Source organism: Streptomyces lunalinharesii (assembly GCF_039532155.1).
Lineage (GTDB): Bacteria > Actinomycetota > Actinomycetes > Streptomycetales > Streptomycetaceae > Streptomyces > Streptomyces lunalinharesii.
Map to the genome: position 1 here is coordinate 1 of NZ_BAAARK010000053.1, position 26,858 is coordinate 26,858.

Sequence of the window (26,858 nt, forward strand, 5' to 3'; positions counted from 1 at the left end):
GGTGGGTTGAAAACCGGGTGGGTGGGGCTGAGGGCGGGTGAGTTGGTGCTGGTCACCACGGCGCTAACTGCGGTGCATGAATCCATCCACGGAGCCGCAGGAACCCACCGACACAGGCCGCCGCTCAGCTCTCTCCCACCCTCATACGGGAGGGGTCGGGTTGGGGGGAGGTGGGGTGCCCGGACGTAAAGCGCAGCAGTCCGGGCACCCCACCTCCCCCCAACCCGGCACCGCGCCCTACCTACAAGCCCCGCGCAGCGGCAACGCGCCGCAGGCGCAAACAGCAACCACCACGGCGGGGAGGCCGACAACGTGCGGCTACTTCACGGGCGCCATCTGGTCGACGATGCCAGGGTGCCCGTCGATCCACTTCTCGACGCCCTTGTCCTCGTTGCCCTTTCCGGCGTCCTGGATGTCCTTCTCCAGGCTGCCGAGCTCGTCGGCGCTCATCTTCCAGTTCTTCAGCCAGCCGGAGAACTCCGGGAACTTCTTCGGGAAGTCCTTGTTGCCGAGCGTCTTGATCTGGTTGTTGGCGCCCCAGGTGCCCTTGGGGTCGGCGAGCTTGGTGAGGTGGTACTTGCTGTACGCCCAGTGCGGCGACCACAGGACGACCGCGATCGGCTCCTGCTTGTGGTAGGCGCGGTCGAGTTCGGCGAGCATCGCGCTGGTGCCGGCCGAGGTGACCTCGAAGTCCGACAGGCCGTAGGCGGGCAGCACGGTGCTCTTCAGGCGCTGCATCTCACCGGTGCCCGGTTCGATGCCGATGATCTTGCCCTTGAACTCGTCCTTGTGGGCCCGTAGGTCGTCCATGGTCTTGACACCCTTGACGTACGACGGGACCGCGATCTCCAGTGAGGTCTTGTCGTACCAGGGACCGAGGTCGACCAGGTCGTTCTTGTACTTGTCCCAGTACTGCTTCTGGGCGACCGGTAGCCAGCCGTCGGTCTCCACGTCGATCTGGCCGGTGGACAGGCCGGTCCACATCGGGCCGACGTCGAGGTTGCGCAGGTTGGGCTGGTAGCCGCGCTTCTTCAGGACGTTGTTCCACAGGTAGGCGGTGGCGATGCCCTCGTCCCACGCCGGGTAGCCGATGTTGGGGGCCTTGCCGGCGTCCTTGCCCTTGGCGTAGGTGGCGTGCGCGGACGGGGCGATCTTCTCGACCAGGCCGGGGTTCTTCTTCAGCCAGGTGCGGACGCCGTCCTGCTCGTGGCCCTCACCGGCCGACTTGATGTCGTTCTCCAGGCTGGTGAGCTGCTTCTCGTCGAGGTGGAAGTTCTTCATCCACTTCGCGACCTCGGGCATGTCCTTGCTGAAGCCCTTGCGGCCCAGCATGTGCAGGCCGTCACCGGAACCGAACGCGCCCTTGGGGTCCTTGAGCTTGGTGAGCGGGTACTTGTCGTACGCCCAGTGCGGGGACCACAGGGTGACCGCGATCGGCTTCTTCTTGTGGACGGCGCGGTCCAGCTCGCTCAGCATGGAGGCGGTGCTGGACTCCTGCACCTGGTACTCGCCGTCGAGGCCGTAGTCCTTGAGGACCTTGTCCTTGAGGATCTTCATCTCGCCGGCGCCCGGCTCGATGCCGGTGATCTTGCCGCCGAACTCGGCGGCCTTGCCCTTGAGGTCGTCGAGCGTCTTGACGTCCTTGACGTACGAGGGGACCGCGATCTCCAGCGACGTCTTGTCGTACCAGGTGCCGAGGTCCTCCAGCTTGTCCTTGTACTTGTTCCAGTACTCGGCGTGGGTGGTCGGCAGCCAGGCGTTGGTCTGGACGTCGATGTCGCCGCGGGCCTGCCCGGCGAAGAGCGGACCGGCCTCCAGGGCCTGGACCTTGGGCTTGTAGCCGCGCTCCTCCAGGATCTCCTTCCAGAGGTACGTGGTGGCCTTGCCCTCGTCCCAGTTGACGTAGCCGAGGGTGATCGGCTTGCCGTTGCCGCCGGACGCGGCGTCGCCGCTCTTGCCCAGGAAGCTCATCCCGCCGGCCAGCAGCGCCAGGACGACGACGCCGACCATGGCCACCGAGGTCGCCGGCCGCCACTGCAGGAACTTCCAGCGGCCCAGCGCCGCCTGCGCCTTGGCCAGCGCGCGCCGGCCGAGCGGCGACACCCGCTGGTTGAGCGCGCCGGTCATCCGGTCCAGGTACATGGCGAGGATGACCACGGCGAGGCCGGCCTCCGCGCCCAGGGCCACGTTGACCGAGCTGATGGCGTTGTAGACGGACGCACCGAGGCCGCCGCCGCCGACCATGCCGGCGATCACGACCATGGACAGCGCGAGCATGATGACCTGGTTGATGCCGGCCATGATCGTCGGCAGCGCCAGCGGCAGCTGCACCCGCAGCAGGGTGCTCCGCGGGTGGGTGCCGAACGCCTCGGCCGCCTCGACCAGTTCCCCGTCGACCTGCCGGATGCCCAGCTCGGTCATCCGCACCGCGGGCGGCATGGAGAAGACGATGGTGGCGACGATGCCGGGGACGACACCGAGGCCGAAGAAGAGGATGCCGGGGATCAGGTACACCATCGCCGGCATGGTCTGCATCAGGTCCAGCACCGGACGCAGGATGCCGCCGACGACCCGGCTGCGGGCCGCCCAGATGCCCAGCGGCACCGCGACCACCACGGTGATCAGGCAGGCCACCAGCACCAGCGAGAGCGACTCGATGGTCGGGCTCCACTGTTGGATGGAGTCGATCAGCGCGAAGCCGAGGAAGGTCAGCACCGCGGCCGGCAGACCGCGCAGCCACCAGGCGAGCACCGCCAGGATGCCCGCGAGGAGCAGCGGCGCGGGGGCCGCGAGGACGGCGTGGATCGCGTCGTAGAGGCCGTTCAGAACCGTGGTGATGAGGTTGAACAGCCAGTCGAGGTTGTCGCGGAGCCAATTGACGGCGTCATTGGCCCAGCTGCCTATTTGGATCCTAGGCACCGGTGGTCACCGCCCCCTCGGTCGAACCGGCGGACTCGGCGCCGGTGGTGGCCGGCCCTGCCTGGGCGGGCACGTCGACCGGCACCTCCGGCCGGCCCGGCTCACCGAGGACGGCCAGCAGCCGCTCCCCGGTGACCGCACCGGCCAGCTCGCCACTGGCGTCGGTGACGGCGACCGGCACGTCGCTGGCCGCGCAGGCGGTGAACAGGTCGGCGAGCGGGGTGTCGGGGCCGACGGTGGCGGGCGCGGCCGCCCGGAAGTCGGCGGCCGTCGTGAGCTCGGTGCCGTCCTGGGCGATCGTGCCGAGGACGCTGGCGACGTCCGTCATGACCGCACCGGCGGTCAGCACCCGGCTGCGGTCCACGTCCTGGATGAAGGAGGCGACGTAGTCGTTGGCGGGCCGGACGAGGATGTCCTCGGCGCTGCCGGTCTGGACGATCCGGCCGTCGCGCATCACCGCGATCCGGTCGCCGAGCCGCATCGCCTCGTTGAGGTCGTGGGTGATGAAGACGATGGTCTTCTTCAGCGTCTTCTGGAGCTCCAGCAGCTGGTCCTGCATGTCGCGGCGGATCAGCGGGTCGAGCGCGCTGAAGGACTCGTCCATCAGCAGCAGGTCGGCGTCGGTGGCCAGCGCGCGGGCCAGCCCGACCCGCTGCTGCATGCCGCCGGAGAGCTCGTCCGGCCAGGACTTCTCCCAGCCCTCCAGCCCGGCCAGCGCGAGCGCCTCGGTCGCCCGGCGGTCGCGCTCGGCGCGCGGCACGCCCTGGACCTCCAGGCCGTAGGCGGCGTTCTCCAGCACGCTGCGGTGCGGGAAGAGCGCGAAGTGCTGGAAGACCATGGAGATCTTCCGGGAGCGGACGGCGCGCAGCTCCTTGTCGCTGAGCGAGGTCAGGTCCTGGCCGTCGAAGCGGACGGTGCCCGCGGTCGGCTCCAGCAGTCCGTTGAGCATGCGCAGCAACGTGGACTTGCCGGATCCGGACAGACCCATGACGACGAAGATCTGGCCCTCGTCCACCTCGATGGACGCGTCGATCACCGCGGCGGTGGTGCCTTCGGCCCGCAGCTCGTCCCGGCCGGCTCCGGCCTGGAGCTTGCGGACCGCGTCCTCGGGTCGTCTGCCGAACACCTTGTACAGGTGTTCGGCTTGCAGCCTGGACACATAGACCTCTCTTGTCGCACGAGAAACGGCCTGCCACCCCCGTAGGCAGGCCGTGGTGCGGGACGAATTCGGCTCGTCTTCACCGGTGACAAGTTGAAATCGCAACCGGGTCCGCTCCGGCTGCGCGCCTGCCCGCCTTTATGGGGCTCAAACACATCGGTGAGCCAGCTCACATCGCAGGCGCGTTTGGGGCATACGGCATCATGCGGAGGGTGACTCGACGCCTGATGCTCCTCGACACCGCCTCCCTGTACTTCCGCGCCTACTTCGGGGTGCCGGAATCGGTCAAGGCCCCGGACGGCACCCCGGTGAACGCGGTGCGCGGCCTGCTGGACTTCATCGCCCGGCTCGTCCAGGACCACCACCCCGACGACCTGGTCGCCTGCATGGACTTCGACTGGCGCCCCCAGTGGCGGGTCGACCTGATCCCCTCCTACAAGGCGCACCGGGTCGCCGAGGAGGCCCCCGCCGGCTCGACGGCTCCCGACGCGGAAGAGATCCCGGACACCCTCTCCCCGCAGGTCCCGGTGATCGAGGAGGTGCTCGACGCGCTGGGCATCGCCCGGATCGGCGCCACGGGCTACGAGGCCGACGACGTCATCGGCACCCTGACCGCACGGGCGAAGGGCCCGGTCGACATCGTCACCGGCGACCGCGACCTCTTCCAGCTCGTCGACGACGCCCGCGGCATCCGCGTCCTGTACCCCCTCAAGGGCGTCGGCACCCTCCAGCTGACCGACGGTGCGCTGCTGCGCGAGAAGTACGGGGTGGACGGCCCCGGCTACGCGGACCTGGCGCTGCTGCGCGGCGACCCCAGCGACGGCCTGCCGGGCGTCCCGGGCGTCGGCGAGAAGACCGCGGCGAAGCTGCTGGACGCCTACGGCGACCTGGCCGGAATCATCGCCGCCGCCGAGGACCCGACCTCCAAGATCACCCCGGCGCAGCGCAAGCGGCTCACCGAGGCGGCCCCCTACCTCGCCGTCGCGCCGAAGGTGGTCGGGGTGGCGACGGACGTCCCGGTCCCGGAGACCGACCTCGCCCTCCCGGACGAACCGGCCGATCCGGAGCGGCTGGAGGCGCTGGCCGCCCAATGGGGCCTGGGTGGCGCATTGCAGCGGTTGCTGGTCACGCTCCACCGATGACCTGTTAGGTTAGGTATACCTAACTGGCGGCGTGCGCCCCGCAGGCGCGCCCGCCTCGACCACGTCAGGGGAGAACAGCCGTGGCAGCAGAGCGACCGGCCCGCAGCACGCCCACACTGCACCGCGCCCGGGTACAGCGCACCGAGCAGCTCACCCCGCACATGGTGCGCGTCGTCCTGGGCGGCGAGGGACTGGCGGCGTTCGAGGCCGGCACGTACGCCGACCACTACGTCAAGCTGGTCTTCCCGCTGCCGCACGTCAGCTACCCCGAGCCGTTCGACCTGGGGCGGATCCGCGCCGAACTGCCGCGCGACCAGTGGCCCCGGACGCGCACGTACACCGTGCGCGCCTGGGACCCGGCGGCGCGCGAGCTGACCGTGGACTTCGTCGTGCACGGCGACAGCGGACTGGCCGGGCCGTGGGCCGCGGCCGCCCAGCCGGGCGACGAGATCGCCTTCCAAGGCCCGGGCGGCGCCTACGCCCCGGACGCGACGGCCGACTGGCACCTGCTGGCCGGCGACGAGAGCGCCCTGCCGGCGATCGCCGCCGCCCTGGCCCGGATGCCGGCGGACGCCACGGTGCACGCCTTCATCGAGGTCGCCGGCCCGGAGGAGAGCCAGGAGCTGACCGCCCCGCCCGGCGCGCAGATCACCTGGGTGTACCGCGGCACCGCCCCGGTCGGCCGCGGACTGGTCGAGGCGGTACGGGCGCTGGAGTTCCCCCCGGGCCGGGTCCAGGCCTTCGTGCACGGCGAGGCGGGCTCCGTGAAGGAACTGCGCCGACTGCTCCGCGTCGAGCACGACCTGCCGCGCGAGGCCCTGTCGATCTCCGGCTACTGGCGCACCGGCCACGACGAGGACGGCTGGCAGGCCGGCAAGCGCGCCTGGAACGCCCAGGTGGAGGCCGAGCAGGAGCCCGCAGCCGCCGCCTGACCCGCACCTCGCCGGGGCGCCCCCACCGCACCGGGGCCGCCCCGCCACGCACGCTCGCACCGGGGGCGGCGCGACTCAGGACGGGTCCGCGCCGCCCTCCGTCACGCCCGCGCCCGCACCGCCCCCCGCCACCGGTCCACCCCCGTGCTGCTCGTACCGCCGCGCCGAGCGGTCGACGTGCGCCAGCCGCCGCAGCGCGGTGAGCACCGCGTCCCCGAGGACGGTCCCCACCACCACGCTCTCCACCAGCTCCTCCACGTCCGCGTGGCGCCCCACGTACGCCAGGTCGGCGTCGGCGACCCGCTCGCACGCCTCCGCGTAGTCGTCGAGCACCTCGACGAACGCGCCCTGCCCGAGGTCCTGGAACGCGGCCAGCGCGACCGCCATCGCCTCCGCCGCCGGGTGGTCAGCCTCGGCCCGCCAGCCGCGCCGGCGGAGCAGCTCCGCGACCGTCCGACGCGCCTCCGGCAGCCCCTCCGGGCGGCCGGTCGGCACCGGCGTGATCGCGTCGTGCGCCGCGCCGAGCACCTTGTGCACCGACCCTCCGGGGGCGTCCACGGCGGTCAGCACCTCGCGCACCGTCGCGACCGAGAGCCCGCCGACGTCGATCAGTCCGCGGATCAACCGCAGCCGCCGCACGTGCCCGTCGTCGTAGCTGGCCTGGTTGGGGCTGGTGAGCCGGCCCGCGGGCAGCAGCCCCTCGCGGACGTAGAACTTGATCGTCGGGACCGCCACGCCCGTCTCGCGGCTCAGCTCACCGATGCGCATCTGACGCCCTCTTCCTGCCGGCTCCCCTCGGAACCGTGCCCTACGGACCTTCCGAGCGCCCCGCCACCACCCGGCCTTGCCAATCGACCTCCCATCATAGATAGTCGCGCTATCAGATAGCGGAGAGCACTGCTATCCGTAGTGCAACTATCCATTCAGGGGGGTTCCTTTCGCATGTCCAGATACCGTTCCCTGCTCGGCTTCTCATGGGCGATGGCCGGACTGGCCGTGGTCGCGGCGGTCGGGATGATCGTCGACGACCGGGTGCTGGTCGGCGCGCCGATCTGGTTCAAACCGCTGAAGTTCGCGGTGTCGTTCGCCGCCTACGGGCTGACGCTGGCCTGGATGCTGTCCCGCCGCCCCGCGCCGAGCCGGGTCGGCACCTGGGCCGCGCACACCGTCGTGGTCGCCGGCCTGATCGAGATGGCGATCATCGTCGGCCAGACGCTGCGCGGCCGACGCAGCCACTTCAACGTCGAAACGCCGCTGGACCGGGGCCTGTTCCTGGTCATGGGCGGCACCATCATCGCCCTCTGGGTCGCCACCCTGGTCCTCGCGGCACTGTTGTTCCGGGCCCGCCTGGGCGACCGCGCCGCGACCTGGGCCATCCGACTCGGCGCACTGATCGCCCTGGCCGGACTGCTGCTCGGCGGCCTGATGCTGATGCCCACCCCGGAACAGCAGGCCCGACAGGCCGCCGGCCTGGCCTCCGCCGTCGTCGGCGCGCACGGCGTCGGCGTCCCCGACGGCGGCCCCGCCATGCCGCTCACCGGCTGGAACACCACCGGTGGCGACCTGCGCGTCCCGCACTTCGTCGGCATGCACGCCCTCCAGGCCCTGCCGCTCTTCCTCCTCGGCGTCGAGGCGCTGGCCCGCCGCCGCGCCCGACTGCGCGACGAACGGGTGCGACTGCGCCTGGTGCTCACCGCGGCCGGCTTCCTCACCGGACTGCTCGCGCTGGTCACCTGGCAGGCACTGCGCGGCCAGGCCCTGATCCACCCCGACGCGCCCACCCTCCTCGCGCTGGCCGCCCTCGTCGCCGCCACCACGGCCGGCGGCCACGCAGCCCTCCGCCCCACCCGCGAGACCCCGACCGACACCGAACGACCCGCCCGAGCAACGGAGTTGACGGCATGACCGACCGCACCCTCTTCAGCCTCGCGTTCGCCCTCGCGGCCCCGTTCTGGGCCCTGCTGATCCTCGCGCCCGGCCGTCGCTGGACCGACCGGATCGCCGCCTCACCGCTGCCGATGGTGCCGGTCATCGGCGTCTACCTCGCCCTGGCGATACCGGTCTTCCCGCAGCTGTGGGCCGCGGTGAGCCACCCGGACCTCGCCGGATTCCAACGCCTGCTGGCGCTCGGCGGCGGCGCCGGGGCGATCTGGGCCCAGCTGATCGCCTGGGACCTCTTCCTCGGCCAGTGGATGTACCGCGAGGCGCGCGCCCTGGGCATCCACCCCCTGGTGATGGGCCCGCTCCTGGTCCTGACCATCCTGCTCTCGCCCCTCGGCGCCCTGCTCTTCCTGTGCCTGCGCGGCGCCCTCCGTTGCCGCGCCGGACAACGCCCGCCGGCGCCCACGAACCAGCGTGCCGGGTAAGGGAATTGGGGCATCCGCGCGGGCAGGCGCCGGGTGCCCCAGGGCACGTGCTTTCCCGAGCAATGGTTGACGGCGCATGCACCTGCCTGTTCCACTGACCTCATGCGACCTCAGCAACGGCTGGTCACCCGGGACCACATCGACTTCGGTCGCGTGTGGTCCGCCTCCTGTTGCCTCTGACGTCCCGGTGCCGCGCCGGGCACCCCGCCCCGCGCGCACCCGCATGTCGCCCTGCCGGTCCTCCCGCGCACCGCGCATGCCCTCGCCATGCCCACTGACGCATGATCGACGAGAAGACGAGGCCGCACCCATGCCTGTCGAGTTCCTCGGCATCGCCGCCACCCACGACGGCTCCGAAGTCACCCCGCGCTCCGGCGCCTCCTTCGACAAGGAGTACACCCTCAAACTCGCCCGCGCCCACGAGGAGTACGGCTGGGACCGGGTGCTGTTCGCCTACGGCTCAGGCTCCCCCGACCCCTCCCCGGCCGCCGCCTACATAGCCGCCCGCACCGAGCGGCTGCAACTCCTGGTGGCGCACCGCCCCAACGTCTCCTACCCGACGTTCGCCGCGAAGACCTTCGCGACGCTGGACCGGATCAGCGACGGCCGGCTCGCGGTGCACTTCATCACCGGCGGCAACGACCACGAACAGCGCCGCGAGGGCGACACCCTCACCAAGGACGAGCGCTACGCCCGCACCCGCGAGTACATCCGGATCGTCAAGCAGGTCTGGACGCGCCGCGACCCCTTCGACCACGAGGGCACGCACTACCGCTTCCAGGACTTCGTCTCCGACACCTTCCCCGTCCAGCAGCCGCACCCGCAGGTGTCGTTCGGCGGCTCGTCGCCCGCGGCCTACGCGGCGGGCGGCGCCGAGGCGGACATCTACTGCCTGTGGGGCGAGCCGCTGGCGCAGACCGCCGAGCAGATCGCGTCGGTCAAGGCGGCCGCCGCCGCGGCCGGCCGCACCGACGTGCCCCGGATCCAGGTGGCGTTCCGCCCGATCATCGCCCCCACCGAGGAACTGGCCTGGGAGAAGGCACACCGCACCCTGGCCCGGATCAGGGCCCGCAAGGAGGGCGGGCCGCTCAGCCGCCGCCACCCCCTGACGAACCCGCAGAACGCCGGCTCCCAACGGCTGTTGGAGGTCGCCGCCCAGGGCGAACGGCACGACCGGGCGCTGTGGACCCCGACCGCCGCGGAGACCGGCGGCGCCGGCAACTCCACCGCCCTGGTCGGCACCCCGGAGACCGTCGCCCAGGCCCTGCTCGACTACTACGACCTGGGCGTGGACATCCTCTCCGCCCGCGGCTACGACCTGCTCGACGACGCCATCGACTTCGGCCGGTACGTCATCCCGCTGGTCCGCGAGGAGGTCGCCAAGCGCGACGCCGAACGGGCGACACGGGGGCCGGCGGAGCGGACCGCCTCCTAGCAGCCAGCCGCGCGGCGTCCACCGGGCCGCGCCGTCGTCGCGGGTCCTGCCCGTCCCGACGGCGCGGCCCGACGGCCGTCGGGGCGGCGTCAGCCGACCGACGAGTACGCCACGACCCCGCGCAGCACCCCGTCCATCGCCTTGCGCGCGGACCGCGCCACCGTGCCCTCGGCCGGGGCCGCCGCCGCGATCTGCCCGAGAACGTCCAGCAACTGCTTGCACCACCGGACGAAGTCGCCGGCCGGCATGTCGGCCTCGCCCAGCACCTCGTCGAGGCCGAAACCGGAGGCCCAGCGGTACGCGGCCCAGGCGAAGCCCAGGTCCGGCTCGCGCTGGCCGACCCCCTCGGTCTGGCTGATCTTGTGGTCCTCCTCCAGGGCGTCCAGCCGGCCCCAGATGTGCACCATCTCCGCCAGGGCGTCCCGCGCCTTGCCGGCCGGCAGCTTGGGCGCCACCGCGTCGTCCGCCTGCCGCGCCTCGTAGACCAACGCCGAGGCGCAGGCCGCGAGTTCGGCGGGGCCGAGGCCCTCCCAGACGCCGTCCCGCAGGCATTCGCTGGCCAGCAGGTCGAGTTCGCCGTAGAGCCGGCCCAACCGGCGGCCCTCGTCGGTGACGGTGTCCCCCTCCAGGTAGTCCAGCTCGGTCAGCAGCGCGCAGATCCGGTCGAAGGTCCGTGCGATGGTGTTCGTCCGGCCCTCGATCCGGCGCTCCAGCTGGTGGGTGTCCCGCCGCAGCCGGTGGTAGCGCTCCGCCCAGCGGGCGTGGTCCTCCCGCTCGTCGCAGCCGTGGCAGGGATGGGCCCGGATGTCCTTGCGCAGCCGGGCGATCTCACGGTCGTCGGCCGCCTCCGCCCGCGGCTTGCGGTGCCGCGAGGGCACCAGGTGGCCGGCCTTGGTGCGCAGCGCGGACGCCAGGTCGCGGCGCGACTGCGGACTGCGGGCGTTGAAGCTGCGCGGGATGCGCATCCGGTCCAGGGCCGCCACCGGCACCGGGAAGTCCATCGACGCGAGCCGCTTGACCTGCCGCTCGGCGGTCAGCACCAGCGGCCGGGGGCCGTCCTGGGCGTCCATGCCGCGGTGGCCGTCGGTCCGTCCGGAGGGCATGCCCGGGTCCAGCACCAGCGCCAGCCCGGCGTACTTGCCCGTCGGCACGTGGATGACGTCGCCCGGCCGGAGCTTCTCCAGCGCCGCCGCGGCCGCCGACCGCCGCTGGACCGCGCCCTGCTTGGCGAGTTCGGTCTCGCGGTCCTTCAACTCCCGCCGCAGCCGGGAGTACTCCTCGAAGTCGCCGAGGTGGCAGACCATCGCCTCGCGGTAGCCGTCCAGGCCCTCCTCGTTGCGCTGCACCTGGCGGGTGATACCGACCACCGACCGGTCGGCCTGGAACTGCGCGAAGGACATCTCCAGCAGCTCCCGCGAACGGTGCCGCCCGAACTGCGAGACGAGGTTGACCGCCATGTTGTACGACGGCTTGAAGGAGGACCGCAGCGGGTACGTCCGGGTCCCGGCGAGGCCGGCCAGCGCCCCCGGGTTCATCCCGCGCTGCCACAGCACCACCGCGTGGCCCTCGACGTCGATGCCGCGCCGCCCGGCCCGGCCGGTCAGCTGGGTGTACTCGCCGGGGGTGATGTCGGCGTGCTGCTCGCCGTTCCACTTGACGAGCTTCTCCAGCACCACCGACCGCGCCGGCATGTTGATGCCCAGCGCCAGCGTCTCGGTGGCGAAGACGGCCTTGACCAGCCCCTTGACGAACAGCTCCTCGACGACCTCCTTGAAGGTGGGCAGCATCCCGGCGTGGTGCGCCGCGATGCCCCGCTCCAGGCCCTCCAGCCACTCGAAGTAGCCCAGCACGTGCAGGTCGTCGTCCGGGATGCCGGCCGTCCGGGCCTCGACTATCCGACGGACCTTCTCCCGGGCCTCCGTGTCGTTGAGCCGCAGGCCGGAGTGGAGGCACTGCTGGACGGCCGCCTCGCACCCGGCGCGGCTGAAGATGAAGGTGATCGCCGGCAGCAGCCCCTCGTTGTCCAGCCGGTCGATCACCTCGGCCCGGCTCGGCGTCCAGATCCGGGCGCGCTGCCGCCGCTCCCGCTCCCGGTCGGCCTCGCGCAGGGAACGGCCGCGCCGCTTGTCCCGGCCGAACGTCGGCCGGCTGTTCTCCATCCGCGCCAGCCGCTCCAGGTCGGGATTGACCTCCCGGCGGCCGCCGGTCGCCCCGTCCCGCTCCTCGAAGAGGTCGTAGATCCGGCGGCCCGCCAGGACGTGCTGCCACAGCGGCACCGGACGGTGCTCGGAGACGATCACCTCGGTGTCGCCGCGCACGGTGTCCAGCCAGTCGCCGAACTCCTCGGCGTTGGAGACCGTCGCGGACAGGGACACCAACGTCACCGACTCCGGCAGGTGGATGATCACCTCTTCCCAGACGGCGCCGCGGAACCGGTCGGAGAGGTAGTGCACCTCGTCCATCACCACGTAGCCCAGGCCGGTCAGCGACTGCGAACCGGCGTAGAGCATGTTCCGCAGGACCTCGGTGGTCATCACGATCACCGGGGCTTCGCCGTTGACGCTGTTGTCGCCGGTCAGCAGGCCGACCTTGTCGGAACCGTAGCGTTTGACCAGGTCCTGGAACTTCTGGTTGGACAACGCCTTGATGGGCGTGGTGTAGAAGCATTTGCGGCCCTGTGCCAGGGCCAGGTGGACGGCGAACTCGCCCACGATGGTCTTGCCGGATCCGGTGGGAGCGGCGACCAGTACGCCTTTTCCGGCCTCCAGGGCCTGACACGCCTCGACCTGGTACGGATCCAGGTCGAAGTCGTAGAGCTCCCGGAACGGCGCGAGTGCGGTGGCTTGCTCGGCCGCCCGGACTTTGGCAGCGGCATAGCGCTCAGCAGGGGACATGTCCTCGGTCATCGTGCTTACGAGACTACCGGCCACCTCTGACAACGACCGGATCTTTATGGCCGCCCTTTACCCGGCTCCCCGAGCCGGAGGCCGCAACCGCCCGCGGCCCCCGGCTCGGGGAGCCGGGGGCCGCGAAAGCCGTTCCGCGCGGGGTCACTTCACGTGATCCCGCGCTCACCCGTCACCTCACGTGACGTCGTCGTAACCGCGCCGACCACGGTCCGTGCCGTCCTCGCCGGTCTCCCCCGGCAGCATCCGGCTGGACTCGACGGGCTCGATCGCACCGACCTCGGCCGGGGTCAGGTCGAGCTCGGACGCCTCGTCGTCGTCCAGGTCCCGGTCGGGGTTGGCCCGCTGCCGACGGCGGTCGTTGAAGAGGCAGATGGCCACGGCGCCGAAGTACAGCAGCACGATCGGCGCGGCCAGCAGCGACATGGTCAGCGGGTCACCGGTCGGGGTGGCGACCGCCGAGAAGATCGTGATGCCCAGCACCATGAACCGCCACCAGCTCAGCACCCGCTTGCCGGTGAGCACCCCACCGAAGTTCAGCAGCACCAGCAGCAGCGGCAGCTCGAAGGAGAAGCCGAAGACCAGCACCATGCGCGTGACGATGTCGAAGAAGTCGTCGGCGGGGAAGAGGTTGGCCCAGTCGCTGGGCGTCAGTCCGACCAGCGCGCCGGCCGTGGTCGGCAGTACGGCGTAGGCGAGGTAGGCGCCACCGAGGAAGAGCGGCACGCCGGCGGCGACGAAGCTCAGCGCGTACTTCTTCTCGTGCTTGTGGAGACCGGGCGCGAGGAACGCCCAGAGCTGGTAGAGCCAGAACGGGCTGGCGGCGACCAGTCCCGTCGTCAGCGACAGCTTGAGCATGATCGTGAACGGCGCCAGCAGACCGTTGGCGGTGATCTCCGCGCACGGGTGCGTGCGCCCGGCGGTCGGCGAGCCGCCCTTCGGACAACCGACGGCGTCGATGACCGGCCCGGTGATGAAGTGGGCGATCGGCTCGTACTGCCACATGGCAATGACGGTGATCACGAGGATCGCCAGCACCGATTTCAGCAGCCGGTTGCGCAGCTCACGCAGGTGTGCCGCGAGGGGCATCCGCCCCTCGGGGTCCATCTGCTGCTTGCGGGCAGACTTGAGCAACCCACGTCCTCGTCTCGTACGTCAGCCGCACCGACGGTGTCGGCACGGCCGGGATCGGCTCGGTCAGCTCTGGGTGGTGCGGTTCGGCTCGGCCACGGGGCGCGAGCTGGCCACGTCACCGGGCGATGCCTGAATCGTACGAGGCGCCTGCTGGGCGGCGTCGGCAGGAGCCTGCGCCGCGGTGCCGCCTTCAGCCGACCGCTCCGCCTCGCCCTCCTTCTTCATCGCCTTGGCCTCGCTCTTGAGGATGCGGGCCGACTTGCCGAGCGAACGCGCCATGTCAGGAAGCTTCTTCGCGCCGAACAGCAGGAAGATCACGGCGATGATCAGCAGAATCTCGGGGAGCCTCAGGTTGGCTAGCATGTGCGACTACCTTCTCGCCGGGGCGGCGTCTCCTGATGGTGCCTGCCGATGGGGTCGGACTGGCGTCCTGGTGGTCCCTCGATCGTAACGTTCGGCGGTGAACGTCCGGCAATCCCCGTGCGTACTCCGGATTGCCCGCACCACCGCACGGTCTGAACCGCTCAGCAGCCTACCTGCCGGGCGCACGGGACAGCAGGGTGCGAGCGCGCTCAGGTCCGTTCGCGTCCCAGGTCGTGCATCCGCGACGCGAGCGGCACCGCGGCCCGCTCCAGGTCCTCCGAGGCCCGCTGGATCCGCTCGGTGGCCGTGCCGACCGCCCGGGCCAGTCGCCGCACCTCGGCGAAGACGCGGACGGCGAGGACGCCGAGGACGACGAGCCCCAGGAACCCCAGGGCGATGGCGATCATGGGCCAGAGCATGCCGCGAGCCTATCCGTTCGCCCCGGTCAGCCGGTGTGCAGCCGCAGCGTGCGCACCCCGCCGCCGGCGAGCAGTTCCACGATCCGCTCCCCGGCCGGCTTGCGCACCGCCCGGTCGCAGTCGGGGCAGGTGAAGGAGTAGAAGGTGGTGCGGCGGCTGGCGCCGATCGCCAGCCGGAAGGCGTCCGAGGCCAGTTCGAAACGCCCGCGACACTCCGGACACGCCGCCTTGAAGAGCACCGGAGCGGTCATGCCCGCCAGCGTGGTCGTCACCATCGTGGTCGTCATCCTTCGCTGCCTCCTCCTACGGTCAACGGTGCGCCGACCCGCCCGCGGGGCGGGCCGGTCTCACTCGCCGTACGCCGCCAGCGCCTGCCGGGCGGCCTCGCGGGCGCTCGCCTCCAGGGCGGACGGCGACACGATCCGGCCGTCCCGGCCGAGCCGCAGGGCCAGCCGTCGCAGCGACGCCGGGTCGGGGGTGCGCAGGGTGATCCGCAGCCCCCCGTCGGGCAGTTCCTCGGCGCTGTCGTGCGGGTAGTACTCGGCGACCCACCGGCCGCCGGGCCCGACCTCGATGGCGACCTCGGGGTCCTCCGCCGCGGGCTGCACCAGCCCTTCCGACAGGTCGCGCAGCTCGACCGGCGGCGGGTCGGCGGGCGCGTCCAGCAGCTTGATCTCGGCGACCCGGTCGAGCCGGAAGGTGCGCCGGGCCTCGGAGAGCCGGCACCACGCCTCCATGTACGTGTGGCCGACCGCGAACAGCCGGATCGGGTCCACCTCACGCTCGGTCAGCTCGTCGCGGGCCGGGGAGTAGTAGCGCAGCCAGAGTCGGCGTCGCTCGGCGATGGCGCGGTCCACGTCCGCGAAGACCCCGCCCTCGGACTCGAAGGTCACCGACAGCCGGGCGCTGGCACCGGCCGCCTCCCCGGCCGCCGCCTCCAGCTTGGCGGTGGCCCGCAGCAGCGCCTGCCGGTCGCCCTCGCGCAGCCCCGGGAGGGTGGCCACCGCACGGGCCGCCACCAGCAACGCGGTGGCCTCGTCGGCGGCCAGCCGGAGCGGCTCGGCGACGTCGTCGGGGTTGTGCCACCAGATCCGGTCGCCGTCGGTGTCGATGTCCATCAGGTCGCCGCCGCGGAAGCTCGTCCCGCACATCGGCAGCACGTCGAGGTCGGCGATCAGCTCGTCCTCGGTGATGCCGAAGGCGCGCGCGACGTCGCCGACGCGGGCGCCGGGGCGCTCGCGCAGGTACGTCACCAGCGACAGCATCCGGCGGGTCTGGTCGATCGCGTTCGCAGCCATGGTCCTGCTCCCCTCAGCCCTTGGCCACCGCGCGCAGCCGGTCGATGACCTCGGCCCGCAGCTCCGCCGGTTCCAGTACCACCACGTCGGGCCCGAACTCCACCAACCAGGCGTCGAGTCCGTGCCCGTAGGGGATCTCCAACTCGTCCCAGTCGCCGTCCACCGGGTGGACGGCCAGGGCGCGGGCGCGCAGCGGATAGCCGTGCCCGGCGCGGAGCTTGATCCGTGCGGTGCCGGTGGCGGCCTCCCCCGCCCAGCGCTCGACGGTCTCGCGCACGGTGACGTGGTCCGGCACCGGCGCGGTGAACTCGCCCTGTCGGGAACGGACCTTGCCGGTGATCCGGGAGAGCCGGAAGACCCGCTCGGCGCCGCGGTCCCGGTCCCAGCCGGCCACGTACCAGTGGCCGCGCCAGCACTCCAGGATCCACGGTTCCAGGTGGCGCTGCGCGGGCCGCGCGGCGTTGGACTTGCGGTAGTCGAAGACGACCGGGCGGCGGTCCCGGCAGGCCAGCATCAGCGGTTCGAAGGACGCCTCGTGGGTGGGGATCCGCGGTTCCAACGCGCTGTGCGGCTGCCCGGCGTCCACGTCGTCGACGTCCCCGGCCAGCGGCATCCCGGCCGCCCGCAGCTTCTGCAACGCGCCGCTGGCGGCGCCGGCCAGCCGGGCCTGCTGCCAGACCTTGGCGGCCAGTCCGAGGGCGGCGGCCTCCTCGGCGTCCAACGTGATCGGGGGCAGGCGGTTGCTGTCGCGCCGGGCGAGGTAGCCGACCTCGCCGTCGATGCCGTCCACGGTCTCGATGACCAGGCCCAGCTCGCGCAGGTCGTCCTTGTCCCGCTCGAACATCCGGTTGAAGGCGTCGTCGCCGGTGCCGTGCCCGGCCCCCGGGCCGAACACGTCGCGGTACGCCTCGATCGACGACCGCAGCTCGTGCTTGGTCAACGGGCGTCGCGTCCCCAACAGGCACAGCGCCAGATTCATCAGCCGCTCGGCCTTGGCAATCGCCATCGACGCCCTCTCTCGTTAGCTCCCAACGGGTGACCGTACCGCCCTGGGTGCGTACCGCAAAAGCGAAAGGGTCCGCGCCGGTCGGCGCGGACCCTCACGGTGTCGTGCGGGGTCTTCAGACGGAGACCAGGTCGCAGACGAAGATCAGCGTCTCGTTGGCGCCGATCGCGTCGCCGGCGCCGCGCTCGCCGTAGGCGAGGTGCGGCGGAATCGTCAGGCGGCGCCGACCGCCCACCTTCATGCCCTGCACGCCCTTGTCCCACCCCGGGATGACCTTACCGACGCCGAGCTTGAACTGGAGCGGCTTGCCGCGGTTCCAGCTCGCGTCGAACTCCTCACCGGTGCTGTAGGAGACGCCGACGTAGTGCACGGAGACCATGTCCCCGGCCTTGGCGACCGGCCCGTCACCCTCCCACAGGTCCACGATCTCCAGATCGGTGGGAACCGGGCCCTCGGGGAAGTCGATCTCGGGCTTGTCGATGTTCACGTATGTGCTCCTACTTGCGAATCTTTTCGATTACCGGGCCAGTCTTACAGATCCCGAGGGCCGTCCGGTCAGACCGTGCCGACGATGTCCACCACGAAGACCAGGGTGTTCTTCGCCAGCTCGTGCTGCGGGCTGGCGCCGTAGCCCAGCTTCGGCGGGATCACGATCTCGACCCGGTCCCCGACGTGCTTGCCGACCAGCGCCTGGTCCCAGCCCTGGACGACCTGGCCGGTGCCGATCTGGAAGGCCGTCGCGCCGCCGTGGTCCCACGACGAGTCGAACTTCTTGCCGTCCTCCCACTTCACGCCGGTGTACTGGGCGATCAGGCCGTCACCGGCCTTCACCTCCGGGCCCTTGCCCTTGATCAGCACCTGCTGCTTGAGGTCGGTGGGCGCCTTCTCCCCCTTGGGGATGGTGATCGTCGCGGCCTTGTCGTCCGCGGCCTTCACCTCCGGCATGCCGTCCTCCGGCGCCGCCTGGGTGCCCTCGGCCTTCGCCTTCTTGTCCACCTTCTTGGCACCGACCACGTCGACGACCCAGACCAGGCCGTCCTCCGGCTTGATGCCCGACTGCGGGTTGAGGCCCTCGCCGATCAGCGCCTTGGCAGTGCCCTCGACCTCGAACCGGCCACCGACCTTCTGCCCGGCCGCGGCGGTCAGCACCGACGGCGGCACCATCTGCTGCGTCATCTGGTCGGTGACCTCGGTGACCACCTGGGTGCGCGCCGCACCCGGCTTGGCGCCCGGCTGCGGGGTCCAGCTGCTGCCGAGGTTCTGGCCCTTCATGGTCTGCGCGGTGAAGTCCAGTCGGACCAGGTCGCCCTTGTTGACGACCGCGCCCTTGCCCTCGACCAGGGTCTTGGTGACGGCCTTGTCGGACGGCTTGGCGTCCTTGGGCACGGAGATCGTGGGCTTCGCACCCGGCTTGCCCGTCACCTTGACCACCGCGGCGTCGGAGGTCTTGCCGTCGTCGTTCCCGCAGGCGGCGGCGAGGAGCAGAACGGGCACCGCCAGCGCGGCAGCGGCGGCGCGGCGGGTGTGCGTGGCGAACGGACGGGGGAAGCGCCCCCCGGGAGTATTCAGCATCTGTCCAACTCGGGCTCGTGGGGAAGATGGGCAATGCCCGCCACTCTACGACCTGTCGCTGTGGCCGCTTCCGGTTAACACAACGGCCGCCGCCGCACGACAATGCGCCGGGAGCATTCACGTTCCCGGCGCACCGCGCGGATTTGGCCGTCACATCCCGGCGATGAGCTTCTCCACCCGGTCGTCGACGGAACGGAACGGGTCCTTGCACAGCACCGTGCGCTGCGCCTGGTCATTGAGCTTCAGGTGCACCCAGTCGACGGTGAAATCACGACGCTGCTCCTGGGCCCGACGAATGAAGTCGCCCCGCAGCCGCGCACGCGTGGTCTGCGGCGGAACCGACTTCCCCTCGAAGATCTTCAGATCGTTGCAGATCCGAGCCGCCTGTCCCTTCCGCTCCAGGAGGTAGTAAAGCCCCCGGCGGCGGTGGATGTCGTGATACGCGAGGTCTATCTGCGCCACCCGCGGATGGGACATGCTGATGTTGTGCTTCGCGCGGTAGCGCTCGATGAGCTGATGTTTCATCACCCAGTCGATTTCCGTGGAGATGCGGTCGAGTTCCTGGTCGCGAACGGCTTCTAGGGTGCGGCCCCACAACTCCAGGACGCGTTCGACGGTGCCCGTGCGGATTCCGCGACGGTCGCAGAAATCCACGGCCTTCTCGTAGTATTCCTGCTGCACTTCGAGGGCGGACGCCTCGCGCCCGCTGGCCAGCCGCACCTTGCGCTGACCGGTGGTGTCATGACTGACCTCGCGGATTGCCCGGATCGGGTTCTCCAGCGTCAGGTCGCGCATGACGGTGCCCGCCTCGATCATCCGCAGCACCAGGTCCGTGGCCCCGACCTTGAGCATCATCGTGGTCTCGGACATGTTGGAGTCGCCGACGATGACGTGCAGCCGGCGGTAGCGCTCGGCGTCCGCGTGCGGTTCGTCCCGGGTGTTGATGATCGGCCGGGAGCGGGTGGTCGCCGAGGAGACGCCCTCCCAGATGTGCTCGGCACGCTGGCTGACGCAGTAGACCGCGCCGCGCGGCGTCTGCAGCACCTTGCCGGCACCGCACAGCAACTGCCGGGTGACGAGGAACGGAATGAGGATGTCCGCGAGCCGGGAGAACTCCCCGTGCCGGGCCACGAGGTAGTTCTCGTGGCAGCCGTAGGAGTTTCCCGCCGAATCGGTGTTGTTCTTGAAGAGGTAGACGTCGCCCGCGATTCCCTCCTCGTGCAGGCGGCGTTCGGCGTCGACGAGCAGACCTTCGAGAATGCGTTCGCCGGCCTTGTCGTGGGTGACCAGTTCGGTCACGTTGTCGCACTCGGGAGTTGCGTATTCGGGGTGCGACCCCACGTCCAAGTACAGGCGGGCGCCGTTCCGCAGGAAGACGTTGCTGCTGCGGCCCCATGACACGACACGGCGGAAGAGGTACCGCGCCACTTCGTCAGGTGACAGTCGGCGCTGTCCCCTGAACGTGCACGTGACGCCGTACTCGTTCTCCAGCCCGAAAATGCGGCGGTCCATGACTGAACATTACGCCTGATGGCCTGCTCTGAAACCGGGTTCGACGGCCCCGTTTCGATCATTTTCCGCCCGGACCGCGTCGTCGACGGGTGCCACCGGATCGCCCAGGAATCGCTTCATCGACAAAAGCACCAGGAGACCGGCGACTCCGGAGACGCCGGCGACCGCGAACCCCGCGGCCGGTCCGCCGCTCTCCAACGCCGGGCCGGCCACCGAGGCGCCGGCGGCCGAACCGACGCCGAACGCGGTCACCAACCACGAGAACGCCTCCGTCACCGTCCCCTTGGGCGCGTGCCGGTCGACCACCACGAACGCGCAGGCCAGCGCCGGCGCCAGGAACACCCCGGCGAGCCCGGTCAGCGCCGTCATGCCGGCCACCCCGGGCACCAGGAACAGCGGCAGGTAGCCCAGCGCCAACAGCCCCACGAGCAGCCGCAGCCGCGACTCGGGGCGCCCGGGCCACTGGCGGGCGCCGTAGACCAGGCCACCGGCCAGCGCCCCCACCCCCAGCGCGGAGAGCAGGTAGCTGGAGACCATGCCGCCGCCGTGCAGGTCGGCGTAGGCCACCGCCGCCACCGCGATCGACCCCAGTGCCAGCCCGACGAAGAAGAACGCGCCGATCAGCACCAACAGTCCGGGCGCGCGCAGGGCACCGAGCCAGTGCGCCTCCCGGGGCGCGCTGCGCCACTGGCGCGACGGTGCGGAGACCGCGACGGAGAGCGCGCCGAGCACCCCGATGCCGTTGATCACCAGCAGCGCCGCCGCGGCCGACCAGGCGGCCACGCACAGGGTGACCAGCAACGGGCCGACCGCGAACATGACCTCCTGCGCCACCGCGTCGAGCGCGTACGCGGCGTGCACCCGGTCCGTCCGCTGGAGCACCGCCGGCCACAGCGCCCGCAGACCGCCCTCCAGCGGCGGGGTGAAGAACCCGGCGATCGCCATCGCGACGTAGGCGGGCCACCGCGGCTCCACCCCGACGGCGGCCAGCAGCGCCATGCCCAGCGCGGAGAACACCGAGGCGGGCAGCATCACCCGGGGCTGGCCGTAGAGGTCCACGGCGCGGCCGAGCAGCGGCTGGCCGAGGGCGTTGCAGACGCCGTAGATCGCCGAGAGCGCGCCGGCCAGGGCGTAGCTGCCGCCCTCACCGCGCACGAAGAGGACCACCGCCAGCGCCGCGGTGGCGTTCGGCAGCCGCCCGACCAGGGTCCCGACCAGCAGCCGGGCGGCATACCGGGTCTTGAGCAAATCCGCATATCCCGCGGCCACACCGACCCCTCTCCGCCCGGTCCACGCCAGGGCGTGTTACGTATAACTTGTGGCGTCATAAGTACCATGGCGGCAACCCGCGGGTCCACCCCCGCAGTGTCGGACCCAAGGAGTGACGCGCCCGGTGACCAGCCACGAGGCCGCACCCGGCGACCCCCGGCAACTGCCGGGCGGCGCGCCCGCCCGAGCCGCCGCCCGGGTCACCAGCCGCGACGTCGCACGCGCCGCCGGCGTCTCGCAGGCCGCGGTCTCCCTGGTCCTCGGCGACAAGTGGCGCGGCCGGGTCTCCCCCGGCAAGGCCGAGGTCGTCCGGACCGTCGCCCGCGAGCTGGGCTACCGCCCCAACCTCGCCGCCCGCAGCCTGCGCACCGGGCGCACCCGCACCGCGCTGCTCGTCGTCCCGGCGCTCACCACCGAGTTCTTCGCGCGGGTCTACACCGGCGCCGCACGGCTCGCCGCCGACCACGACTTCGGCGTGGTGCTCTACCCCTCCCCCGAGGGCACCGGGGTGGCCCCCAGCCCCTTCGACTCCGCCTCCGCCGCGCTCGATGGCGTCATCGCCTCGTCGATGGCGGCCGACGCGCTCGCCGCGCTGCGCGGTGCCGGGTTGCCGCTGGTGATGCTCGACAGCGACCCCGACGACCCCACCGCCGCGGCCGCCGTCAACCTCGACATCGCCGACGGCGCACGGCAGTTGGCCACCCACCTCACCGGGCTGGGCCACCGCCGGATCACCCACCTCGCCGCCGACGTGGAGTCCTGGACCTTCGCCGTCCGCGCCCGGGCCCTGGCCGACGTGCTGGCCGACGTCCCCGGCGCCGTGCTGCGCCGACAGCCCTCCGCACTGGGCGTGGACGCCGGCCGGCGGGCCGCGCACGCCGCACTGACCGCCCCCGGCCCCCGCCCCACCGCGCTGCTGTGCGACGACGACATCATCGCCGCCGGCGCCTGCAAGGCGGCCCGCCGGCTCGGCCTGCGGATCCCACAGGACGTCTCGGTCACCGGCTTCGACGACCTGGCCCTCGCGGTCGCCGTGGAGCCGGAACTGACGACCGTTCGGCTGCCCGCCGAGGAGTTCGGGGAGGCCGGGATGCGGGCCCTGATGGCCGTTCTGGACGGCGCCCCGGTCGAGGCCGCCACCCTGCCGGTCGCCCTCGTGCCGCGCGGCTCCACGGCCCCGCCGCCGGACGCCGGGCACAACGCCGCGCGCCCCGGCGGGTGAGGACCCACCGGGGCGCGCGGTCCGTGCCGTGCGGCCCGGAAGCGGAGGAACTACGGCCGTCAGTCGTCCGCGTCGGACTCCGCGCCGGTGTCCTTGCCCGTGCTCTTGCCGGTGCTCTTGCCGCCCTTGCCCGACGGGGCGTCACCCGAGGACTCCCCCGCGTCCGCCGCGGGCTCGTCCTTCTCCTGCTCCGCGTCGGCGGGCTCGTCCAGCAGCCGGGACAGCTGACGCCCCAGGATCCGCTTGAACTTCCGCTTCTGCGGACGGGTGCGGTCCAGCACCGCGACCTCGAGCTGCTCGGCGGTCAGCGTGCGCTCGCCGCCGTTGGTGTCCCGCGAGAGCGAGTCGACGGCCAGCCGCAGCGCCTCCGCGAGCGACATCCCGTCGCGGTGACGCTGGTCGAGGTAGGTGCTGATCTGGTCGGCGTTGCCGCCCACCGCGACCGAACCGTGCTCGTCCACGATCGAGCCGTCGTGCGGCAGTCGGTAGATCTGGTCGTCCTCGGGGGCGTTGCCCACCTCGGCGACGATCAGCTCCACCTCGTAGGGCTTCTCGGCGGCGCTGGAGAAGATCGTGCCGAGCGTCTGGGCGTAGACGTTGGCCAGCCCGCGGGCGGTCACGTCCTCCCGGTGGTAGGTGTAACCGCGCAGGTCGGCGTAGCGCACGCCGCCGATCCGCAGGTTCTCGAACTCGTTGTACTTGCCGACGGCCGCGAAGGCGATCCGGTCGTAGATCTCGCTGACCTTGTGCAGGGCGCGGGACGGATTCTCGGCGACGAAGAGCACGCCGTCGGTGTACTGCAGCACCACGACGCTGCGGCCGCGCGCGATGCCCTTGCGGGCGTACTCGGCGCGGTCGGCCATGGCCTGCTGGGGTGAGACATAGAACGGCGTCGACACCGGCTATCCGTCCCTTCCTGTCAAAAGCTCTCTCGCTGTCTGGGGGCGCACCACGAAACCATCCGTCCCGTCAGAGCAGCGCGGCGCGCGGGCCGTCGGGCTGGTCGAGGCGCCGCTCGTGCACGGCGCGGACGATCTCCGAGACCTCCGCCTCGGGCAACTTCTTGAATCCCTCTTCGGTGATCACCGTGACGATCGGGTAGATCCGCCGCGCCAGGTCCGGCCCGCCGGTCGCCGAGTCGTCGTCGGCGGCGTCGTAGAGCGCCTGGACGACGGCGGTGGCGGCCTGCTGCTCCGTGAAGTCCTCGCGGAGCAGCTTCTTGAGCGCACTGCGCGCGAAGACCGAGCCGGAGCCGGTCGCCGCGAAGCCGCGCTCCTCCGAACGCCCGCCGGTGACGTCGTAGGAGAAGATCCGGCCCTTCTCGCGCTCCAGGTCGTAACCGGCGAAGAGCGGCACCACGGCGAGGCCCTGCATGGCCATCCCGAGGTTGCTGCGGATCATCGTCGAGAGTCGGTTCGCCTTGCCCTCCAGGGAGAGTTGGGCGCCCTCGACCTTCTCGAAGTGCTCCAGTTCCAGCTGGAAGAGCTTGACCATCTCGATCGCGAGGCCGGCCGTGCCCGCCATGCCGACCGCCGAGTACTCGTCGGTCGGGAAGACCTTCTCCATGTCGCGCTGTGCGATGACGTTGCCCATCGTCGCCCGGCGGTCACCGGCGAGCACCACACCGCCGGGGAACGAGACCGCCACGATGGTCGTGCCGTGCGGCGCCTCGATGACGCCCTGCACGGGCGGCAGCGAGCGCTTGCCCGGCAGCAGCTCGGGCGCGTGCTGCCCGAGGAAGTCCATGAATGACGAGGATCCAGGCGTCAGGAAGGCAGCTGGCAGACGCCCGGTGCTCGGTGTATTGGCTTCCACACGTTTCCTTCCGGATACTCGGCCGCCCGCCCCGATGCACGTCCGGCCGATCCTTGAATTGACCCAAGGCTGCATTGCAGCCGAAGCAGAGTACGCCTCGGACCCTACCCGTCCCGGAGCCGTGATCCACATGTCGGGATCCGGTATCGAACAGGCCGGACAGAATCCGCCCGAAGCCGTGCACGCCGACCGGGCACCGTACGCGGGAATTCCTTTTCGCACCGCGCACGGCACACCGGCCGGCGAGCATCAGAGATAAGCGCCCGATTTGCGCTTACTGTCCGCCTTTTTGGACAAATGAGCGCACGAAGTCCTCGGCATTTTCTTCGAGGACGTCGTCGATCTCGTCCAGGACGGAATCCACGTCGTCGGACAATTTCTCCTGGCGCTCCTTGAGGTCCCCCGACGCCTCCGCGTCCTGGGCCTGCTCCTCGACCTCTTCGGTGGACCGGGTGGCCCGCTGCTGTCCGCCGCCGCTGTCCTTGGTCGCCATATCCCTCACCCCGCTCGGTTTGCCCCGCTCGATGTGACCTTCAAGATCCGACCCTACAAGCAGGGTCCGACATCGGCCCTGCACTTGCTGCAACGCCCGAGAGTCACCTGAATGATTCCCGCGCCGGGGCCGATTCAGCCGTCGATCGACTACGGATCATGGTGTGTTTGCCATGAACCTGCCCCTCGTCAGCGTCCGGACAATGTCCTGACCAGCTCTTCTGCCGTGCGACAGCGGTCCAGCAGCTCCTTCACGTGCTTACGGGTCCCGCGCAGCGGTTCCAGCGTGGGCACCCGTTGCAGAGAGTCACGGCCGGGCAGGTCGAAGATGACCGAATCCCACGAGGCGGCGGCCACGTCATCCGCGTACTGCTCCAGGCAGCGACCGCGGAAATAGGCCCTGGTGTCCTCCGGAGGCTTCAGCTCGGCCTGCTCCACCGTCGGCTCGTCCAGCAGCCGCTTCATCCGGCCGCGCGCCACCAGGCGGTTGTACAGGCCCTTCTCGGCGCGCACGTCGGCGTACTGGAGGTCGATGAGGTGCAGCCGGGCGGCGTCCCAGTCCAGGCCGTCCCGGCGGCGGTAGCCCTCCATCAGCTCCCGCTTGGCGACCCAGTCCAGCTCGCCCGCCAGGCTCATCGGGTCGTGCTCCAGTCGCCCCAGCACGTCCTCCCACCGGGACAGCACGTCCCGGGTCTGCTCGTCCGCGTCCGCGCCGTACCGGTCCTCGACGTACTTGCGGGCCAGCTCGAAGTACTCCATCTGGAGCTGCACCGCGGTCAGGGTGCGCCCGCTGCGGAGCGTGATCAGATGGCGCAGCGACGGGTCGTGCGAGACCTGGTGCAGGGTGCGGACCGGCTGGTCGACGGCGAGGTCCACGGCGATGAAACCGTCCTCGATCATGGACAGCACCAGCGCCGTGGTGCCCAGCTTCAGGTACGTCGAGATCTCGGAGAGGTTGGCGTCACCGATGATCACGTGCAGCCGGCGGTACTTCTCGGCGTCCGCGTGCGGTTCGTCCCGGGTGTTGATGATGGGCCGCTTGAGGGTCGTCTCCAGGCCCACCTCCACCTCGAAGTAGTCGGCGCGCTGGCTGAGCTGGAAGCCGTGCTCGTGGCCGTCCTGGCCGATCCCGACCCGGCCGGCGCCGGTGACCACCTGCCGGGAGACGAAGAACGGGGTCAGGTGGCGCACGATGTCCGAGAACGGGGTCTCCCGCTTCATCAGGTAGTTCTCGTGCGTCCCGTAGGAGGCGCCCTTGTTGTCGGTGTTGTTCTTGTAGAGGTGGATGGGCTGGGCGCCCGGGACCTGCGCCGCGCGCTCGGCGGCCTCTGCCATGATCCGCTCGCCGGCCTTGTCCCACAGGACCGCGTCGCGCGGATTGGTGACCTCGGGCGCGCTGTACTCGGGGTGGGCGTGGTCGACGTAGAGCCTGGCCCCGTTGGTGAGGATGACGTTGGCCAGTCCGATGTCCTCGTCCGTGAGCTGGCTGGAGTCGGCGGCCTCGCGGGCGAGGTCGAAACCTCGCGCGTCCCGCAGCGGGTTCTCCTCCTCGAAGTCCCAGCGAGCACGTCGTGCCCGGTGCATCGCGGCCGCGTAGGCGTTGACGACCTGGGACGAGGTGAGCATGGCATTGGCGTTCGGGTGACCGGGGACGGAGATCCCGTACTCCGTCTCGATACCCATTACTCGCCGTACGGTCATGCGGCCCTCCTTGCCCGGCGGCGCCCCCGGATGGGGCAGGCGCTCAAAAACCGCTGCACTTCCGGTTCCCGTGCGTTCCCCGCACCCGCACAGCGAGACGCAGCGGTACCGAAGAGCCTAGAACGCCTTTGCGGCGCTGGGGAGATCATTACAGTCATTGCTCCAGTCCGGTTTTCCCTGGTCCGTCGCCGGACCG

General features: G+C 71.1%; 24 protein-coding genes and 1 pseudogene. 6 read left to right on the top strand and 19 right to left on the bottom strand.

The window, feature by feature from the left end; genetic code table 11:
- Positions 1-318: 318 nt before the first annotated feature.
- Both ABD385_RS37500 and ABD385_RS37505 read right to left on the bottom strand, forming a co-directional pair.
- Entirely contained in the window at positions 319-2,919 is a 2,601-nt protein-coding gene (locus tag ABD385_RS37500) for an ABC transporter permease/substrate binding protein (RefSeq protein ID WP_344584290.1), read from the bottom strand.
- Positions 2,912-4,078 (bottom strand): quaternary amine ABC transporter ATP-binding protein, encoded by a 1,167-nt coding sequence (locus ABD385_RS37505; RefSeq protein ID WP_344584292.1) that lies wholly within the window; start codon positions 4,076-4,078, stop codon positions 2,912-2,914. The genes ABD385_RS37500 and ABD385_RS37505 overlap by 8 nt, the downstream gene beginning before the upstream one ends.
- Positions 4,079-4,305: 227 nt before the next feature.
- Between ABD385_RS37505 and ABD385_RS37510 the strand changes: the two genes are divergently transcribed.
- Both ABD385_RS37510 and ABD385_RS37515 read left to right on the top strand, forming a co-directional pair.
- Positions 4,306-5,220 carry a 5'-3' exonuclease gene (locus ABD385_RS37510; RefSeq protein ID WP_344584333.1) on the top strand — a complete coding sequence of 305 codons (915 nt, stop codon included), beginning with the start codon at positions 4,306-4,308 and terminating at the stop codon, positions 5,218-5,220.
- Between the two features lie 80 nt (positions 5,221-5,300).
- Positions 5,301-6,152 (top strand): siderophore-interacting protein, encoded by an 852-nt coding sequence (locus tag ABD385_RS37515; protein ID WP_344584294.1) that lies wholly within the window; start codon positions 5,301-5,303, stop codon positions 6,150-6,152.
- 75 nt (positions 6,153-6,227) lie between these two features.
- Here the strand turns inward: ABD385_RS37515 and ABD385_RS37520 are convergent, their stop codons facing one another.
- Positions 6,228-6,920, bottom strand: coding sequence for a MerR family transcriptional regulator (locus tag ABD385_RS37520; protein ID WP_344584296.1), 693 nt, complete (start codon positions 6,918-6,920; stop codon positions 6,228-6,230).
- A gap of 213 nt (positions 6,921-7,133) precedes the next feature.
- Here ABD385_RS37520 and ABD385_RS37525 point away from each other — a divergent pair, with 213 nt between their 5' ends.
- From ABD385_RS37525 to ABD385_RS37535, 3 genes are all read left to right on the top strand, one after another.
- The gene (locus ABD385_RS37525) at positions 7,134-8,057 is read left to right on the top strand and encodes a hypothetical protein (RefSeq protein ID WP_425585573.1); all 924 of its coding nucleotides are present in this window, start codon (positions 7,134-7,136) and stop codon (positions 8,055-8,057) included.
- On the top strand, positions 8,054-8,518 hold the full coding sequence (locus ABD385_RS37530) for an ABA4-like family protein (protein ID WP_344584298.1): 465 nt from the start codon (positions 8,054-8,056) through the stop codon (positions 8,516-8,518). Before ABD385_RS37525 ends, ABD385_RS37530 begins: the two co-directional genes overlap by 4 nt.
- Positions 8,519-8,828: 310 nt before the next feature.
- On the top strand, positions 8,829-9,953 hold the full coding sequence (locus ABD385_RS37535) for an LLM class flavin-dependent oxidoreductase (RefSeq protein WP_344584299.1): 1,125 nt from the start codon (positions 8,829-8,831) through the stop codon (positions 9,951-9,953).
- An 89-nt stretch (positions 9,954-10,042) separates the two neighbouring features.
- Here ABD385_RS37535 and ABD385_RS37540 read toward each other — a convergent pair whose 3' ends face one another.
- The 11 genes from ABD385_RS37540 to ABD385_RS37590 all read right to left on the bottom strand — a co-directional run bounded on the left by ABD385_RS37540 (position 10,043) and on the right by ABD385_RS37590 (position 21,432).
- On the bottom strand, positions 10,043-12,859 hold the full coding sequence (locus ABD385_RS37540) for a DEAD/DEAH box helicase (RefSeq protein WP_344584300.1): 2,817 nt from the start codon (positions 12,857-12,859) through the stop codon (positions 10,043-10,045).
- Between the two features lie 177 nt (positions 12,860-13,036).
- Positions 13,037-13,993 (bottom strand): twin-arginine translocase subunit TatC, encoded by a 957-nt coding sequence (gene tatC, locus ABD385_RS37545; protein WP_344584301.1) that lies wholly within the window; start codon positions 13,991-13,993, stop codon positions 13,037-13,039.
- Positions 13,994-14,056: 63 nt separating this feature from the next.
- The gene (tatA, locus tag ABD385_RS37550) at positions 14,057-14,356 is read right to left on the bottom strand and encodes a Sec-independent protein translocase subunit TatA (RefSeq protein ID WP_344584303.1); all 300 of its coding nucleotides are present in this window, start codon (positions 14,354-14,356) and stop codon (positions 14,057-14,059) included.
- Between the two features lie 209 nt (positions 14,357-14,565).
- A complete protein-coding gene (locus ABD385_RS37555) occupies positions 14,566-14,775 on the bottom strand; it encodes a hypothetical protein (RefSeq protein WP_344584305.1) in 210 nt (69 codons plus the stop codon).
- 26 nt (positions 14,776-14,801) lie between these two features.
- The gene (locus tag ABD385_RS37560; RefSeq protein ID WP_344584306.1) at positions 14,802-15,062 is read right to left on the bottom strand and encodes a hypothetical protein; all 261 of its coding nucleotides are present in this window, start codon (positions 15,060-15,062) and stop codon (positions 14,802-14,804) included.
- Between the two features lie 60 nt (positions 15,063-15,122).
- Positions 15,123-16,073, bottom strand: a complete 951-nt coding sequence (locus tag ABD385_RS37565) for a helix-turn-helix transcriptional regulator (RefSeq protein WP_344584307.1) — start codon at positions 16,071-16,073, stop codon at positions 15,123-15,125.
- A 13-nt stretch (positions 16,074-16,086) separates the two neighbouring features.
- Positions 16,087-17,079: a helix-turn-helix transcriptional regulator gene (locus ABD385_RS37570; protein WP_344584308.1), complete on the bottom strand. Its 993-nt coding sequence runs from the start codon at positions 17,077-17,079 to the stop codon at positions 16,087-16,089.
- Between the two features lie 115 nt (positions 17,080-17,194).
- Positions 17,195-17,566, bottom strand: coding sequence for an FKBP-type peptidyl-prolyl cis-trans isomerase (locus ABD385_RS37575; protein WP_344584309.1), 372 nt, complete (start codon positions 17,564-17,566; stop codon positions 17,195-17,197).
- A gap of 68 nt (positions 17,567-17,634) precedes the next feature.
- Positions 17,635-18,651 (bottom strand): FKBP-type peptidyl-prolyl cis-trans isomerase, encoded by a 1,017-nt coding sequence (locus tag ABD385_RS37580; protein WP_344584310.1) that lies wholly within the window; start codon positions 18,649-18,651, stop codon positions 17,635-17,637.
- 150 nt (positions 18,652-18,801) lie between these two features.
- Positions 18,802-20,163 carry a Pup--protein ligase gene (gene pafA, locus ABD385_RS37585; RefSeq protein WP_344584311.1) on the bottom strand — a complete coding sequence of 454 codons (1,362 nt, stop codon included), beginning with the start codon at positions 20,161-20,163 and terminating at the stop codon, positions 18,802-18,804.
- A 9-nt stretch (positions 20,164-20,172) separates the two neighbouring features.
- The gene (locus ABD385_RS37590) at positions 20,173-21,432 is read right to left on the bottom strand and encodes an MFS transporter (protein WP_344584313.1); all 1,260 of its coding nucleotides are present in this window, start codon (positions 21,430-21,432) and stop codon (positions 20,173-20,175) included.
- A gap of 124 nt (positions 21,433-21,556) precedes the next feature.
- Between ABD385_RS37590 and ABD385_RS37595 the strand changes: the two genes are divergently transcribed.
- Positions 21,557-22,654 (top strand): LacI family DNA-binding transcriptional regulator, encoded by a 1,098-nt coding sequence (locus ABD385_RS37595; protein ID WP_425585572.1) that lies wholly within the window; start codon positions 21,557-21,559, stop codon positions 22,652-22,654.
- A gap of 59 nt (positions 22,655-22,713) precedes the next feature.
- Here the strand turns inward: ABD385_RS37595 and prcA are convergent, their stop codons facing one another.
- The 5 genes and pseudogenes from prcA to dop all read right to left on the bottom strand — a co-directional run bounded on the left by prcA (position 22,714) and on the right by dop (position 26,662).
- The gene (prcA, locus tag ABD385_RS37600; RefSeq protein WP_344584315.1) at positions 22,714-23,553 is read right to left on the bottom strand and encodes a proteasome subunit alpha; all 840 of its coding nucleotides are present in this window, start codon (positions 23,551-23,553) and stop codon (positions 22,714-22,716) included.
- Positions 23,554-23,623: 70 nt separating this feature from the next.
- Positions 23,624-24,469: a proteasome subunit beta gene (prcB, locus tag ABD385_RS37605; RefSeq protein WP_344584317.1), complete on the bottom strand. Its 846-nt coding sequence runs from the start codon at positions 24,467-24,469 to the stop codon at positions 23,624-23,626.
- A gap of 82 nt (positions 24,470-24,551) precedes the next feature.
- Positions 24,552-24,719: pseudogene (locus ABD385_RS41510) on the bottom strand (hypothetical protein); the annotation flags it as partial.
- A 24-nt stretch (positions 24,720-24,743) separates the two neighbouring features.
- Entirely contained in the window at positions 24,744-24,962 is a 219-nt protein-coding gene (locus tag ABD385_RS37615) for a ubiquitin-like protein Pup (protein ID WP_016570828.1), read from the bottom strand.
- Positions 24,963-25,150: 188 nt separating this feature from the next.
- Positions 25,151-26,662, bottom strand: coding sequence for a depupylase/deamidase Dop (gene dop, locus ABD385_RS37620; protein ID WP_344584319.1), 1,512 nt, complete (start codon positions 26,660-26,662; stop codon positions 25,151-25,153).
- Between the last annotated feature and the right edge of the window lie 196 nt (positions 26,663-26,858).

Excerpts from the sequence above, each read along its gene's own strand:
- ABD385_RS37510 (WP_344584333.1), top strand. The coding sequence starts at position 4,306 with ATGCTCCTCGACACCGCCTCCCTGTACTTCCGCGCCTACTTCGGGGTG.
- ABD385_RS37520 (WP_344584296.1), bottom strand. The coding sequence starts at position 6,920 with ATGCGCATCGGTGAGCTGAGCCGCGAGACGGGCGTGGCGGTCCCGACG.
- ABD385_RS37525 (WP_425585573.1), top strand. The coding sequence starts at position 7,134 with ATGGCCGGACTGGCCGTGGTCGCGGCGGTCGGGATGATCGTCGACGAC.
- ABD385_RS37530 (WP_344584298.1), top strand. The coding sequence starts at position 8,054 with ATGACCGACCGCACCCTCTTCAGCCTCGCGTTCGCCCTCGCGGCCCCG.
- ABD385_RS37535 (WP_344584299.1), top strand. The coding sequence starts at position 8,829 with ATGCCTGTCGAGTTCCTCGGCATCGCCGCCACCCACGACGGCTCCGAA.
- ABD385_RS37540 (WP_344584300.1), bottom strand. The coding sequence starts at position 12,859 with ATGACCGAGGACATGTCCCCTGCTGAGCGCTATGCCGCTGCCAAAGTC.
- tatA (WP_344584303.1), bottom strand. The coding sequence starts at position 14,356 with ATGCTAGCCAACCTGAGGCTCCCCGAGATTCTGCTGATCATCGCCGTG.
- ABD385_RS37555 (WP_344584305.1), bottom strand. The coding sequence starts at position 14,775 with ATGCTCTGGCCCATGATCGCCATCGCCCTGGGGTTCCTGGGGCTCGTC.
- ABD385_RS37560 (WP_344584306.1), bottom strand. The coding sequence starts at position 15,062 with ATGACGACCACGATGGTGACGACCACGCTGGCGGGCATGACCGCTCCG.
- ABD385_RS37565 (WP_344584307.1), bottom strand. The coding sequence starts at position 16,073 with ATGGCTGCGAACGCGATCGACCAGACCCGCCGGATGCTGTCGCTGGTG.
- ABD385_RS37570 (WP_344584308.1), bottom strand. The coding sequence starts at position 17,079 with ATGGCGATTGCCAAGGCCGAGCGGCTGATGAATCTGGCGCTGTGCCTG.
- ABD385_RS37580 (WP_344584310.1), bottom strand. The coding sequence starts at position 18,651 with ATGCTGAATACTCCCGGGGGGCGCTTCCCCCGTCCGTTCGCCACGCAC.
- pafA (WP_344584311.1), bottom strand. The coding sequence starts at position 20,163 with ATGGACCGCCGCATTTTCGGGCTGGAGAACGAGTACGGCGTCACGTGC.
- ABD385_RS37615 (WP_016570828.1), bottom strand. The coding sequence starts at position 24,962 with ATGGCGACCAAGGACAGCGGCGGCGGACAGCAGCGGGCCACCCGGTCC.
- dop (WP_344584319.1), bottom strand. The coding sequence starts at position 26,662 with ATGACCGTACGGCGAGTAATGGGTATCGAGACGGAGTACGGGATCTCC.